The following is a 13,280-nucleotide window of genomic DNA, read 5'->3' as shown; positions in this document are numbered from 1 at the left end:
CCCGGGTGATGCGGCGCGCGTGGATCAGATGGGCGAGGATGGGACACATGCCGCTGTCCTCCCGCTCCGGCCGGTCCGTCCTCGGGCGGACCGTCGGCACCGGCATCCGCGCCACCCGCCTGCTGCTCAAGGGCTCGCTGCACGGCGGGCGGTGGATGACCCGGCGGGCCGGCACAGCCCGGGCCCGCAGCGCCGGCAACGAGGTCGGCATGGTCCGCCTCTTCGACCTGCACGCCCTCTCCTGCGCCGGGGACACGCTGATCGCCATCGGCCTGGCCGGCACGATCTTCTTCGACGTCCCGCTCGGCGAGGCGCGCAACAAGGTCGCGCTCTACCTGCTGGTGACCATGGTCCCGTTCGCCATGCTCGCCCCCGTGGTCGGCCCGCTGCTGGACCACTTCCGGCACGGCCGCCGCTACGCGCTGGCCGCCACCATGCTCGGCCGGGCCTTCCTGGCCTGGCTGATATCCGACTACATCGGCGGCTTCGGGCTCTATCCGGCCGCGTTCGGGGTGCTCGCCCTCTCCCGGGCGTACGGGGTGGCCCGCTCGGCGGCGGTGCCCCGGCTGCTGCCCGAGGGGCTCGGGCTGTCGCAGGTGGGCGCCCGGGCGAGCGTCTACGGCACGGTGGCCGGCGCGCTCGTCGCCCCGATCGGGCTGGCCGCGTTCTGGTTCGGGCCGCAGTGGCCGCTGCGGGTCGCGTCGCTCATCTTCCTGATCGGCATGATCATCTCGCTGCGGCTGCCGCCACGGGCCGACTCGGAGCCGCCCGAGCGGGTGCCCCGGCCGCTGCGGGCGCTGCGCCGCCGGGACGGCGAACGCCCGCTGGGCCGGGGCCGGCCCGCCGGCCGGCTGGTCATCGCCACGCTGATCGGCGCGGCGGCGCTACGCGGGCTCTACGGCTTCCTGCTGCTCTTCCTGGCCTTCGCGATCAAGGCCGGCGACCTGACCACCGATTTCTTCGGGCGGGACCTGGGCGCCCAGGGCGCGCTGGGCCTGGCCGGCGGGGCACTGGCGGTGGGCACCTTCCTGGCCACCGCGATCGGCACCCGGCTGCGCATCCACCGCCCGGCGGCGATCCAGTCCAGCGGCACGGTCATCGTGGCCGGGGTGGCGGTGCTCGCCGCCCTGAAGTTCTCGCTGCCCATGGTGGCGCTGCTCTGCGTCGTCACCTCGCTCATGAGCGGGATCGCCAAGCTGGCGGTTGACGCCTCGATCCAGGAGCGGATCCCGGAGCGGCTGCGGGCCAGCTCGTTCGCCCACTCGGAGACCGCGCTGATGCTGGCCTTCGTGGCCGGCGGCGGGCTCGGGCTGGTCCCCTTCACCGGCCCGGTCGGCGTGGCGGTCGCCGCCTGCGTGGCCGCGCTGGTGGCCGCCCGCGGGGTGCTGGTGGCCACCCGGCTGCGGGGCGAGCACCTGGTCGGCCGCCCGCTCGGCGACGACGAACTGGCCACCGACCCCGGTACGGAGTTCGACGACCCCGCCCCCACGTCGCCGGCCCCGCCCCGGACCGACCCGCCGCTCCCCCCGGACGACGACGAGCTGGCGCCGCCCGGGTTTCACATCTACCGCCCCTCGTCCTCGGTGGGCGGGCCGGGCGGCAGCGAGGAGGAGAACCGGCGGGAGCCCCGGGGACCGGTGGCGTGACCGGGTTGCTGGTGGTCACCGCGGTGCCCGCCGAGGCGGACGCGGTCCGGGCGGGCCTCACCGACCTCAGGGGCACCGACGCCACCGTCACCGTCGCGCCGGTCGGGGTCGGCTCCGCCGTCGCCGGCGCCGCCACCGCGCGGCTGCTGGCGCTGGCCGAGGCGGCCGGACGCCCGTACCGGGCGGTCGTCAGCGCGGGCATCGCGGGCGGCTTCGTCGGCCGCGCCCCGGTCGGCGGCACCGTCCTGGCCACCCGCAGCGTGGCGGCCGACCTGGGCGCCGAGTCCCCCACCGGCTTCATCCCGCTGGAGGATCTGGGCATGCCGCCCGAGCTGCTGGGCGGCGGCAGCGTCATACCCGCCGACCCCGGCCTGCTGGGCGCCCTGCGCACCGCCCTGCCGGAGGCGACCGTCGGCGCGGTGCTCACGGTCAGCACGGTGACCGGCACGGCCGCGAGCACCGCGGCGCTCGCCGACCGCCACCCCGACGCCGTGGCCGAGGCCATGGAGGGGTACGCCGTCGCCGTCGCCGCCGCCCAGGCCGGCCTGCCCTTCGCCGAGCTGCGGACGATCTCCAACCCGATCGGCCCGCGCGACCGCAGCTCGTGGCGCATGCGCGAGGCCTTCGCCGCGCTCACGTCGGCGGCCGCGGCCCTCCGCTAGACCTGCGGCGGCCGCCCTCGAGTGACCGGCCGGTCGAACCGCAACGCCGCCGGCCGGCTCGCCCCCAGCCGGAACCCGCACGCCAACAGGAAGGTGACTCCCGGCTCCTGAGCCAGCGCCCGGACGCAGGCGAGGTCACCCGACGCCACCTCGGCGAGCAACGCCTCCACGAGCCGGCGCCCGATGCCCAACCGGCGACGCTCGGCCGCCACCAGCACCCCGTCGAGGACGACCTCCCGCTCCCCCGGCCGCTCCTCGCCACCCCAGCGCAGGTGCGGACTCTGCTCGTGCGCCCGCAGCTCACCGACCAGATCGCCACCGGGCCGCTCCGCCACAAACCGCCAGGCCGTCGCCGGCACCGTGGGCCCGGTCACCCGCCGCACCGTCACGGACCGCCGCACCCACTCCCTTTCGCGCCGCTGGTCCCGGTACTCCCGGTTCAACCGGTAGGTGGCTGGCGGCAGCGGCAGGGGCCACCGCTTCGGCGGCAGTGTGTACCACTCCGCCCACCACGCTCCCGGCCAGTCCCGCGGCTCGTGGACCTCCCACACGTCCAGGTGCGCGGGATACCGCCGGCCGGCCTGGTCCCGCAGCTCCCCGTGCGGAACCGGCGACGGGCAGACCTCCTCGGCAACCGGCCCGGCATCCAGTCGGACCCGGCCATTCGCCGCCCGGACCAGCCGCTCCACGGTCCGGTAACGCGGGTCGGTGGTCCGCCCGGACTCGATCCGCGCCACGGCGGCCTGCGGAACTCCGGCCCGGTCGGCCAGCTCCCGCTGGCTCAGGTCAGCCCGCCGCCGTAGCCGGCGCAGCAGGTCACCCAGATCGGTGCTCGGTTCGGTCCCGGACGTCGGCTCCACCACACCGGGGATGCTCCCGCCTGCGCAGGCGCGATCTCAACAGCCACCACCAACCTGTGGATAACTCTGTGGACATCAGCTTCCCAAGGGGTCGGCATGTGGATAGAGAGCCGCTTTCGAGCTGAGTCGATGGTGATGTCGAACGTGCCCGGCCCGCAGTCGGATGCCGTTCGAGCTGAGTCGGTGGTGACGTCGCACATGCCAGGCGGCGCGGCATGCCCGTCCGAGCTGAGTCGGTGGCGATGTCGACATGCGGGGCGGCAACCGCATGCCCTTCCCACCTGAGTCGGGGACGACGTCGACATGCGGGGCGGCAACCGCATGCCCTTCCCACCTGAGTCGGGGACGACGTCGACATGCGAGGCGGCAACCGCATGCCCTTCCCACCTGAGTCGGGGACGACGTCGACATGCGAGGCGGCAACCGCATGCCCTTCCCAACTGAGTCGGGGACGACGTCGCACACCCCGAGCGACAGCCGCCGACCCTTCCCGCTGAGTCGGTGGCGACGGTGCACACGCCCGGACGGCATCACATGGCCGTTCGAGCTGAGTCGGGCAACGCCACCGGCTCGGCTCCCCGCCTCCCCGCCGATGAGTCGCTTCCGACATCAGCTCGAAAGGCACCAACTGGTCACCCCCGCCCCGGCCCCCAACCCCGGTCAAGGCGAGAATCGTGTCTGACATCCCACGGCGAGAAGGAGCCCCGCCACAGCGGTCGGGCTGAGTCGCCGGCGACATCACGGGCCCAGCCCTGATCGCCCACCGTCGAGTCATTCCCGGCATCAGCTCGACAGGCAGCGGCGAGTTGTCCCCGACCCCGTCAGCAGGCGGGAGTGGCTCGGCTCGCATCCACCCGGACTAGGGTGACGAGCCCAGAACCGGGCGGGGCTACGGTGGGGGGCGTGGCGCTCTCCCTGGCGATCTCGCCCTGCCCCAACGACACCTTCGTCTTCGACGCCCTCGTGCACGGCCGGGTGCCCGGCGCGCCGGCCGTCGAGGTGACCTACGCCGACGTCGACGTCACCAACACGGCCGCCGAGCGTGGGGCGTTCGACCTGGTGAAGGTGAGCTACGCGGCGTTGCCGTGGCTGCTCGACGACTACCACCTGCTGCCCTGCGGCGGTGCGCTCGGCCGGGGCTGCGGCCCGCTGGTGCTCACCCACGGCGACCGGACCGACCTGTCCGGCGCGACGGTGGCGGTGCCGGGTGAGCGGACCACGGCGTACCTGCTGTTCCGGCTCTGGGCGGCGGAGCAGCCGCCGGCGCGGATCGAGGTGGTGCCGTTCCACGAGATCATGCCGGGGGTGGCGGCCGGGCGGTACGACGCCGGGCTGGTGATCCACGAGGCGCGCTTCACCTACCCGCGGCACGGGCTGACCGCCCTGGTCGACCTGGGCGAGTGGTGGGAGGGCGACACGGGGCTGCCGATCCCGCTCGGCGCGATCCTGGCCCGCAAGGGCGCGGTGGACCCGGTCGAGGCGTCCGCCTGGATCCGCGAGTCGGTCCGGCAGGCGTGGGCCGACCCGGACGCCAGCCGGGAGTACGTGCTCGCGCACGCCCAGGAGATGGAGCCCGACGTGGTGGACCGGCACATCGGCCTCTACGTCAACGAGTTCACCGCCGACCTGGGTGAGGCCGGCTTCGCCGCCGTGGAGGCGCTGCTGGGCCGGGCCGCCGACGCCGGGCTCGTCCCTCAGACCTCCAGCTCGCGCGCCACCGCGTGGACCAGCTGAGCGATCTTCTGCGCGGTCTTCCGGTCCGGGAAGCGGCCCCGGCGCAGGTCCGGCTGGACCTTCGCCTCCAGCACCTTGATCATGTCTTCGACCAGGCCGTGCAGCTCCTCGGCCGGCCGGCGGCGCAGCTCCGCCACCGACGGCGGCGCCTCCAGCAGCTTGACCCCCATGGCCTGGGCGCCCCGCCGGCTGTCCACCACACTGAAATCGACCCGCTGGCCGCCCTTCAGGTCGGTGACACCCGCCGGTAGCGCGCCCTTCGGCAGGAACACGTCGCCACCCTCGTCACTGGTGACGAATCCGTATCCCTTGGCCGCGTCATACCACTTCACTCGACCCGTCGGCACCTGAAACCCCTGCTTCGCTCGGAACCTCTACCCCTCCAAGGCTAGCCGGATGATCCCGTCGAGCGCCGCTGGGAATCCGCCGAGATCATCCAGCACCACGTGGGCTCCGGCCGCGCTCAGCTCGTCCCTCGTGCAGGGGCCGGTCGCCACTCCCACGCCCGGGATTCCCGCAGCTTGTGCGGCGGCCATGTCGGCCACGTGGTCGCCGACGTAGAGGGTCCCGCCGTGGTCCCGCAGCGCGGTCGCCTTCTGCTCGGCGAACAGGTCGCCGGCCAGCTCGTCGACGGCCAGGCCGAGGTGGTCCAGGTGCAGCTTCGCGAGCCGGCCCATCTTCGCGGTGACCACCATGACCCGGCCGCCGTGCGCGTGCACCGCCGCGATGGCGGCCTTCGCGCCGGGCATCGGCAGGGTCGGGGTGATCGCGTACGCCGGGTAGAGCTCCCGGTACGCGGTCACCGCCTCCTCGACCCGCTCCGGCGGGAACCAATGCGCGATCTCGGTGCGCAGCGGCGGCCCGAGGCGGGAGACCGCCAGGTCGGCGTCGACGGGCACGCCGGTCCGCGCGGTCAGCGCCCGGAAGGCGGCCGCGATGCCGGGGCGTGAGTCGACCAGGGTCATGTCGAGGTCGAATCCGACCATGAGCGAGGGCATGTCGAGAACGTACCCGTCCGAGGGGCGCGACTGCCCCCGGCCGGGCTAGCGTGGAACGACGATGACCACCTCATTCGCCGACCACCTGCGGACCCTTCCCGACGAGTCCCTGGCCGCCCTGCTCCAGCTGCGGCCGGACCTCGTCGTGCCCGTGCCGGCAGACGTCTCCGCCCTCGCCATCCGCGCCCAGTCGCGGGTCTCCGTGGCGCGGGCGCTCGACGGGCTGGACCAGTTCACCCTCCAGATCCTGGACGCCGCCCGGCTCACCCGGGACCCGGAGGGCGGCGGCACGGCCACCGAGGCCATCCTGGCCCTGGCGACCTCCGGCCCGAATCCGCCCGCCCCGGCCGCGGTCCGCGGCGCGGTGAACCGGCTCCGCGCCCTCTTCCTCCTCTACGGGCCCGAGCACGACCTGCACGTGGTGGGCGGCGTCGACGAGGTGTCCCCGTACCCCGCGGGGCTGGGCCGGCCGGCCGCGGAGCTGGACCCGCGGGCGGCGGCCGTGTGCACGGACCCGGCGAAGCTGCGGCGGACGCTGCTGGCCGCGCCGCCCTCGGCCCGGGCGATCCTGGACCGGCTCGCCGCTGGCCCGCCGGTCGGCACCGTGCCCCCGGGCGCGCTGGACGCCCCCGCCACCGGCGAGGAGGACATCCTTCCCCCGGACCTGGTCAACGGCGGGGCGGCCACCGGCTCCCCGATCCGCTGGCTGGTGGAGCACCGGCTGCTCGTCCGCATGTCGGCCGTCAAGGGCGGCGGCACCGTCGAGCTGCCCCGCGAGGTGGGGCTGCTGCTGCGCCGGGACACCGGCCCCCTCGGCCCGCTGCGCACCAGCCCGCCCGAGGTGTCGAGCCCGCCGCGGGAGGCCAAGTCCGTCGACTCGGCCGGCGCCGGGCAGACCATGGAGGTGGTCCGGCACACCGAGGCGCTCCTCGAGGCCCTGGCCGCCGAGCCGGCCCCGGTGCTGCGCTCGGGTGGCGTGGGTGTCCGCGACCTGCGCCGGCTGGCCCGCGGCCTCGGGCTGGACGACCCGACCACCGCGCTGATCTTCGAGGTGGCGTACGCGGCCGGGCTGGTCGGCGAGCTGGACCTGACCGGGTCGGCCACGAGTCGGTATGGGGGCGACCAGCAGATCCTGCCCACCGGCGGGTACGAGGTGTGGCGGGCTGCGTCCCTGGCCCAGCGCTGGGAGCAGCTCGCCCGGGCCTGGCTGACCATGACCCGCCAGGTGGGCCTGGTCGGCCAGCGCGACGACCGGGACCGGCCCATCGCGGTGCTCTCCGCCGAGGCGGAACGGGCCGGCGCGCCGGCCGCCCGGCGCTCGGTGCTCGCCGTGCTGGCCGACCTGCCCCCGGCGACCGCCCCGACGCCGGACGAGGTGCTGGAGCTGCTGGACTGGCGGGCGCCGCGCCGGGCCCGGGGCCGGGAGGCCGCGCACCGCGAGGTGCTGGCCGAGGCCGCCCAGCTCGGGGTGACCGGGCTGGGGGCGCTGACCTCGTACGGGCGGCTGCTGCTGGTCGAGCTGAACGACGCCGACGAGCGGGCCGACGACCCGCTCGGGTTGCAGTCTGAGGCCGAGTCGGGCGAGCCGTCCACCGCCGTCCGCGCGCTGGACGCGCTGCTCCCCGCCCCGGTCGACCACTTCCTCGTGCAGGCCGACCTGACCGTCGTGGTGCCCGGCCCACCCGACCCGGCGCTCGCCGCCGAGCTGGACGTGGTGGCCGAGCACGAGTCGGCCGGCGGGGCGAGCGTCTACCGGGTCACCACGGCCAGCGTGCGGCGGGCCCTGGACGCCGGCTACTCGGCCGACGACCTGCACGCGCTGTTCCGCCGCCGGTCGCGTACCCCGGTGCCGCAGGGGTTGAGCTACCTGGTGGACGACGTGGCGCGCAAGCACGGCGGGCTGCGGCTCGGCTCGGCCGGCGGCTACGTGCGCAGCGACGATGAGGCGCTGCTCACCGAGGTGCTGGCCGACAAGCGGCTGGAGTCGCTGGCGTTGCGCCGGCTGGCGCCGACGGTGCTGGTCACTCCGTACCAGGTGAACCGGATGCTGATCGCGCTGCGCGACGCCGGTTACGCGCCGGTGGCCGAGGACGCCGGCGGCGCGGCCGTGCTGGCCCGGCCGAAGACCCGGCGGGCGCCGGCCCGCGTGCCGGCGGCCAGCCGGAGCCTCGACCCGCTCGCGGCGCCGCGGCTGCCCATGCCCCGGCTGCTCGGGGTGGTCGAGCAGATCCGCCGGGGCGACGCGGCGGCCCGGGCGGCGCGCCGCGCCCCGGACGTGGTCCGCGGGGCGGCCCGCAAGGGCCCGGGGCCGGCGCACACCCACAGCGATGCCCTCGCCGTGCTCCAGCAGGCGGTACGGGACAAGGCGCTGGTCTGGGTCGGCTACGTCGACGCGCACGGGGGGACCGCCTCCCGGCTGGTCCGGCCGGTGTCGATCGGTGCCGGCTACCTGCGCGCCGAGGACGAGCGCACCGAGATGCTGCACACCTTCGCGCTGCACCGGATCACGGCGGCGGTGCTGGAGGACTAGTCGCCGTTGCGGCGCAGGGTGCCGACCACCGAGACGGTGAGCAGCAGGGCGAACGCGGCCCCGGCCGACTCGCCGACCGAGTCGACGAAGCCCTGCCGCTGCACCAGCAGCCCGAACAGGAACCAGCCGAAGATGCCGGTGGCGGCGGCCGCGTAGCCGAACAGGGCCGCGGGTGAGACCTCCGGCTGGCGCGCCCGGTCGTCCTCGGGAAGCACGTCGTGGTCGACGGTCATCTGCAGCCCCTCCCCCGCACCGTGGTGGACCCCCTCCAGCGTGGCACCGGAGGGGGTCACCCGGACAGGGGATAAAACCCTGATCCGGGCGCGGGGGTCACGCCCGGCCGGGTATCAGGTGCCGGGGCGGCGGCCGAAGACGACCACGCGGGTGCCGACCGAACCCAGCTCCCAGAGCCGCACGGCGTCGCGGTGCAGCAGGTTCACGCAGCCGTGCGAGCCGATCGAGGAGTTGTGCAGGTACGTCGTCGTCTCGTGGAACCCGATCCCGCCGTTGAACCGCTGCCAGTAGGGCAGCCACACCTCGTACGGGTTGGACCACTCCCGCATGTTCTTCCCGCCGACCGAGTAGGTGCCGGTCGGGGTGGCGTAGCCGGACATGCCGGTGCGGGTCACCGTCGGGCCCATCACTACCTTGCCGCCGCGCATCGCCCAGACGGTCTGCCGGGTCAGGTCGACGCAGAAGGTGGTGCCGGAGCCGGCGCGGCAGCGCCCCGTGTCGGTGCTGGCCAGCCGCTTCGCCACGTCGTACGTGCTGGGGCCGGCGCGACCGGAGGCGGGGCTGATCCCGTACCGGATCTGGAACTTCTTGATCGCCGTGCAGTCGGCGGCGGACTGCTCACCGTCCACGCTCAGCGTCCCGAAACCGCCCAGCCGGCTCAGATACGTCTCGACGGCCCGCTGCTGCTCCCCCTGTGGGCACCCGGCGGGCTTGGACGGCTTCGGCGTGGCCGGCTTCGGGGTGGTGCGGCTGGGCTTGGGCGTCGGGCTCGGCTCCGCCGACTCCGACGGCGCCGGCTGCTCCGGCGCGGGCGGCGCGCTCGCCCCCGATGCCTCCTCCGTCACGCCGACGGGCTGCGGGGCGGCGGCCCCGGACCCGTCGCCCTGCGGATCGTGCGCGCACGCACCGACGCCGACCAGCACGACCACTGCCAGGCCGACGGCCCGGGCGGCGAAACGGACACGCTTCATGGGCCCTCCCCCTGGACAGTTGTCCCGCTTGCTAGACGTCTGTGAGCAGTGTGACGTTGCGTGTCCAGCGAGACTTTTTCCGGACACCCGTCGGCGTGCAACACTGGATGGTCCGCCTTCGGCAGGTCAGCCGCCGTGCGGGCGAGAATTTCCGGCTCTTGGAGAGGACACTGGCGTGAGCGGTGGACCACTGATCGTGCAGTCGGACAAGACCCTGCTGCTGGAGATCGACCACCCCGACGCCCAGGCGTGCCGGATGGCCATCGCGCCCTTCGCCGAGCTGGAGCGCTCCCCCGAGCACGTGCACACCTACCGGCTCACCCCGCTGGGGCTGTGGAACGCCCGCGCCGCCGGCCACGACGCCGAGGGCGTGGTGGACACGTTGATCAAGTACTCCCGCTACCCGGTGCCGCACGCGCTGCTGGTCGACGTGGCCGAGACGATGGACCGCTACGGCCGGCTCCAGCTCGCCAACGACCCGGCGCACGGCCTCGTGCTCCGCGCCCTGGACCGGCTGGTGCTCATCGAGGTCGCCAAGAGCAAGAAGCTCGCCGGGATGCTCGGCCCGAAGCTCGACGACGACACCATCCAGGTGCACCCCTCCGAGCGGGGCCGGCTCAAGCAGGCGCTGCTCAAGCTCGGCTGGCCCGCCGAGGACCTGGCCGGCTACGTCAACGGCGAGGCGCACCCCATCGAGCTGGCCGAGGCCGGCAAGGACGGCAGCAAGCCGTGGACCCTGCGGTCGTACCAGCGGGAGGCCGTCGAGGCGTTCTGGGCCGGCGGCTCCGGCGTGGTGGTGCTCCCCTGCGGCGCCGGCAAGACCCTCGTCGGGGCGGCGGCCATGGCCGAGGCCAAGGCGACCACGCTGATCCTGGTCACCAACACGGTCGCCGGACGCCAGTGGAAGCGCGAACTCATCGCCCGGACGTCGCTCACCGAGGACGAGATCGGCGAGTACTCGGGCGAGCGCAAGGAGATCCGCCCGGTCACCATCGCCACGTACCAGGTGCTCACCTCCCGCAAGAAGGGCGCGTTCACCCACCTCGACCTGTTCGGCGCCCGCGACTGGGGCCTGGTCGTCTACGACGAGGTGCACCTGCTGCCCGCGCCGATCTTCCGCTTCACCGCGGACCTCCAGGCCCGCCGCCGGCTCGGCCTCACGGCAACTCTGGTACGCGAGGACGGCCGCGAGGGCGACGTGTTCAGCCTGATCGGCCCGAAGCGGTACGACGCGCCGTGGAAGGACATCGAGCAGCAGGGCTGGATCGCCCCGGCCGAGTGCACCGAGGTCCGGGTGACGCTGACCGACGCCGAGCGGATGTCGTACGCGACGGCGGAGGCCGAGGAGCGGTACCGGATGGCAGCCACGGCGCGGACGAAGCTGCCGGTGGTGCGGGCGTTGGTTCAGCGGCACCCTGGTGAGCAGGTGCTGGTCATTGGCGGGTACATCGACCAGTTGCACCAGCTTGGGGAGTATCTGGACGCTCCGATCGTGCAGGGGTCTACGACGAACCGGGAGCGGGAGCGGTTGTTTGACGCCTTCCGGTCGGGTGAGGTCAAGACGTTGGTCATCTCCAAGGTCGGAAACTTCTCCATCGACCTGCCTGAAGCCGCTGTCGCGATTCAGGTGTCGGGGACGTTTGGGTCGCGGCAGGAGGAGGCGCAGCGGTTGGGGCGGGTGCTGCGGCCGAAGGCTGATGGGCGGCAGGCGCACTTCTACACGGTCGTCTCCCGGGACACGATCGACACGGAGTACGCGGCGCACCGGCAGCGGTTCCTGGCCGAGCAGGGGTACGCGTACACGATCGTGGACGCCGACGACGTCCTCGGCCCGAAGCTGCCGACGATCGATTAACTGGCCCGCTAATTTCGAGTCGCCTCCCAGTGCTGCTCGGCCATACGAATCTCCTGCGCCGCGTGCTGGCCCCGTCCGCGCTCGTTCGCTGCGGATCCCCGGCTTGGCTGCTCCCTTGGCTGCTCAGCCTTCGGTTGCTCTGGGGATGCCTAGCCGGGACTGCACCTGCTAGCCTGCTTGGCGGCGCCTCAGCGCTGCAAGGCCGGATGGTGTAATGGGCAAACACACCCGAGGAGGCTCGATGTTCGCGTCGCGCGTTGCGCATCGAGCCGTTGACGCGGGAGTTTACGAGTTCGACTCTCGTGCCGGCGGAGGAGACGGCCACCCGTATCTTGCGCCGACACGAGAGTGAAAATGCCGACACCATTATTCATGGCGATTGACGCCAATGTCCGCCAAGGCACCTCGGCTTTCGTTCATACCGTGCGACTAGCCAAACGACAAGTGGCCGTGAACCGGCCGGCCGAAGTGGCCGTAACTGAACGCCTTGCAGCACTCTTGCTAGCAGCACAATATGAAAGTCGGCTGCACTGGCTGCTGAACCACCCCGCTTCACGCCTATCGCCCTCCGACATCAGCGCAATACAAAGGAAGAAGGGGCTCGCTTCCAAGTGGGAGGAGCTACTTCGTACGTCGCTGGCCATGAGGAAGAGCAACCAAGACGGCACGTCTTACAAACCCCGCGATATTCCGGTTGCGCTTAACAAGGTCGAGCGCAGGCGGTATAACGACATCAATCGCTTCACTCGTGACCACCTAAATCCTCTAATCGATATTCGTAATTCGCTCGCACACGGCGAGTGGAACACCGCCTTAACCAAAACGGCGGATGGGATAAACTTTGACCGGAGCGTCAAGCTCCGATCCTTAAGCCTGTTCCGTGTCGTGATTCTGGCCAACATGCTTGATCACCTGTGGCGCGCCCACTTCGATGCTCAAGTGACTTATTATGCATTCGAGCGCGACTTCGATCGTCATTATCGGGGGATGGCCAATGCGTCCCGGCGCCTAGAGCGAGCCGATGAAGCGCGTTGGTTAGAAGTAATGCGGCATCGCTATAAGGGCGGGAGAAAGGCGCGAGTAGAACTCGGTACGCCGCCGCCGATACGGCGCTGGCATCAGTGACCGGGCACCGACGACGGGCGACGGGCGACGTGGAAATGCCCCCGCCCGAGGCGCAGTAACCGCAACCCCGTGACCGCAGCCAGCTCGCCTACGCGGCCAGCGTGCGCTCCCCTACGCCGCGCGGGCTCGTAGCCTCGCGGCCCGGCCGGCTGCCGGCCCACCAGCCTGCGGGCAGCGGCCTGTCGTTCCGCGGCGGCCCTCTGGGCTTCCCGCTGTCCGCGCTAGCCGCCGGGCGTCAGGCATGACGGCCGCAGAGCGAGAACAGCGGCACCACTATCCCAGATCAGCGCCGGGGAGACTCCGCGACGAAGACTCCGCGCCCCGGACGTCCGACCAGCACACCCCGCTCCCGCAGCGTCGCCACCGCGCGGTGGATCGTCGACACCGACACGTCGTAGTGATCGGACAACTGCTGTGTGGACGGAATCTGCGACCCGGGCTGGAACTCACCCTCCTTGATCCGCCTCAGCAGATCCTCGATCAACTCGTTCATGGTCGGCGGAATCGGCACGTGGAGGCCCCTTGCAGTCGGTTGGCCCTCCCAGTATCGAGCAACAGGTGAAACAGCGGCAATAACTGACGGAGGAGAAGCAGGTCAGGGGCTTTCAGCGAGATCCGACAGGTAAGAGAGCGTTGACAGAGGTGAGAGGTATCGGTAGCGTCGC

At 72.7% G+C, this 13,280-nt stretch carries 12 protein-coding genes; 6 read left to right on the top strand and 6 right to left on the bottom strand.

The features are described 5' to 3' along the window. Window positions 1-47 precede the first annotated feature (47 nt). Window positions 48-1,646 carry an MFS transporter gene (locus ABZS80_RS18450; RefSeq protein WP_355057290.1) on the top strand — a complete coding sequence of 533 codons (1,599 nt, stop codon included), beginning with the start codon at window positions 48-50 and terminating at the stop codon, window positions 1,644-1,646. Then, window positions 1,643-2,308: a futalosine hydrolase gene (locus ABZS80_RS18445; RefSeq protein WP_355057288.1), complete on the top strand. Its 666-nt coding sequence runs from the start codon at window positions 1,643-1,645 to the stop codon at window positions 2,306-2,308. Before ABZS80_RS18450 ends, ABZS80_RS18445 begins: the two co-directional genes overlap by 4 nt. On the opposite strand, the gene ABZS80_RS18440 is transcribed toward ABZS80_RS18445, so the two are convergent. Further along, entirely contained in the window at window positions 2,305-3,171 is an 867-nt protein-coding gene (locus tag ABZS80_RS18440) for a GNAT family N-acetyltransferase (protein WP_355057286.1), read from the bottom strand. The two genes, ABZS80_RS18445 and ABZS80_RS18440, sit on opposite strands and share 4 nt — an antisense overlap. 900 nt (window positions 3,172-4,071) lie before the next feature. Here ABZS80_RS18440 and ABZS80_RS18435 point away from each other — a divergent pair. Then, window positions 4,072-4,902 carry a 1,4-dihydroxy-6-naphthoate synthase gene (locus ABZS80_RS18435; protein WP_355057284.1) on the top strand — a complete coding sequence of 277 codons (831 nt, stop codon included), beginning with the start codon at window positions 4,072-4,074 and terminating at the stop codon, window positions 4,900-4,902. Here the strand turns inward: ABZS80_RS18435 and ABZS80_RS18430 are convergent. Continuing rightward, window positions 4,863-5,249, bottom strand: coding sequence for a cold shock domain-containing protein (locus ABZS80_RS18430; RefSeq protein ID WP_088997128.1), 387 nt, complete (start codon window positions 5,247-5,249; stop codon window positions 4,863-4,865). The two genes, ABZS80_RS18435 and ABZS80_RS18430, sit on opposite strands and share 40 nt — an antisense overlap. 27 nt (window positions 5,250-5,276) lie before the next feature. Next, window positions 5,277-5,900: an HAD hydrolase-like protein gene (locus tag ABZS80_RS18425; RefSeq protein WP_355057282.1), complete on the bottom strand. Its 624-nt coding sequence runs from the start codon at window positions 5,898-5,900 to the stop codon at window positions 5,277-5,279. A gap of 61 nt (window positions 5,901-5,961) precedes the next feature. On the opposite strand from ABZS80_RS18425, the gene ABZS80_RS18420 reads away from it, so the two are divergent. Further along, a complete protein-coding gene (locus tag ABZS80_RS18420) occupies window positions 5,962-8,430 on the top strand; it encodes a helicase-associated domain-containing protein (protein WP_355057280.1) in 2,469 nt (822 codons plus the stop codon). Here the strand turns inward: ABZS80_RS18420 and ABZS80_RS18415 are convergent. Then, the gene (locus tag ABZS80_RS18415; RefSeq protein WP_151465495.1) at window positions 8,427-8,663 is read right to left on the bottom strand and encodes a hypothetical protein; all 237 of its coding nucleotides are present in this window, start codon (window positions 8,661-8,663) and stop codon (window positions 8,427-8,429) included. The genes ABZS80_RS18420 and ABZS80_RS18415 overlap by 4 nt on opposite strands. 114 nt (window positions 8,664-8,777) lie before the next feature. Then, window positions 8,778-9,635, bottom strand: a complete 858-nt coding sequence (locus ABZS80_RS18410; protein WP_355057278.1) for a L,D-transpeptidase family protein — start codon at window positions 9,633-9,635, stop codon at window positions 8,778-8,780. Between the two features lie 175 nt (window positions 9,636-9,810). On the opposite strand from ABZS80_RS18410, the gene ABZS80_RS18405 reads away from it, so the two are divergent. Then, window positions 9,811-11,490: a DNA repair helicase XPB gene (locus tag ABZS80_RS18405; protein ID WP_355057276.1), complete on the top strand. Its 1,680-nt coding sequence runs from the start codon at window positions 9,811-9,813 to the stop codon at window positions 11,488-11,490. A 372-nt stretch (window positions 11,491-11,862) separates the two neighbouring features. Then, complete coding sequence (locus tag ABZS80_RS18400; protein WP_355057274.1) at window positions 11,863-12,615, top strand: hypothetical protein; 753 nt, start codon at window positions 11,863-11,865, stop codon at window positions 12,613-12,615. A gap of 283 nt (window positions 12,616-12,898) precedes the next feature. Here ABZS80_RS18400 and ABZS80_RS18395 read toward each other — a convergent pair whose 3' ends face one another. Then, window positions 12,899-13,126 (bottom strand): winged helix-turn-helix domain-containing protein, encoded by a 228-nt coding sequence (locus ABZS80_RS18395; RefSeq protein WP_355057273.1) that lies wholly within the window; start codon window positions 13,124-13,126, stop codon window positions 12,899-12,901. Window positions 13,127-13,280 lie beyond the last annotated feature (154 nt).

The sequence above is a fragment of the Micromonospora sp. NPDC005305 genome (assembly GCF_040607315.1).
In the GTDB taxonomy this organism is placed as follows: Bacteria; Actinomycetota; Actinomycetes; order Mycobacteriales; family Micromonosporaceae; genus Micromonospora.
The sequence above is the reverse complement of the archived record's forward strand: the minus strand, read 5'-3'. Positions and strand labels throughout refer to the sequence as shown.

Bases quoted from the DNA above. Each gene is read 5' to 3' on its own strand.
- ABZS80_RS18450 (WP_355057290.1), top strand. From the start codon at position 48: ATGCCGCTGTCCTCCCGCTCCGGCCGGTCCGTCCTCGGGCGGACCGTC.
- ABZS80_RS18425 (WP_355057282.1), bottom strand. From the start codon at position 5,900: ATGCCCTCGCTCATGGTCGGATTCGACCTCGACATGACCCTGGTCGAC.
- ABZS80_RS18420 (WP_355057280.1), top strand. From the start codon at position 5,962: ATGACCACCTCATTCGCCGACCACCTGCGGACCCTTCCCGACGAGTCC.
- ABZS80_RS18415 (WP_151465495.1), bottom strand. From the start codon at position 8,663: ATGACCGTCGACCACGACGTGCTTCCCGAGGACGACCGGGCGCGCCAG.
- ABZS80_RS18410 (WP_355057278.1), bottom strand. From the start codon at position 9,635: ATGAAGCGTGTCCGTTTCGCCGCCCGGGCCGTCGGCCTGGCAGTGGTC.
- ABZS80_RS18400 (WP_355057274.1), top strand. From the start codon at position 11,863: ATGGCGATTGACGCCAATGTCCGCCAAGGCACCTCGGCTTTCGTTCAT.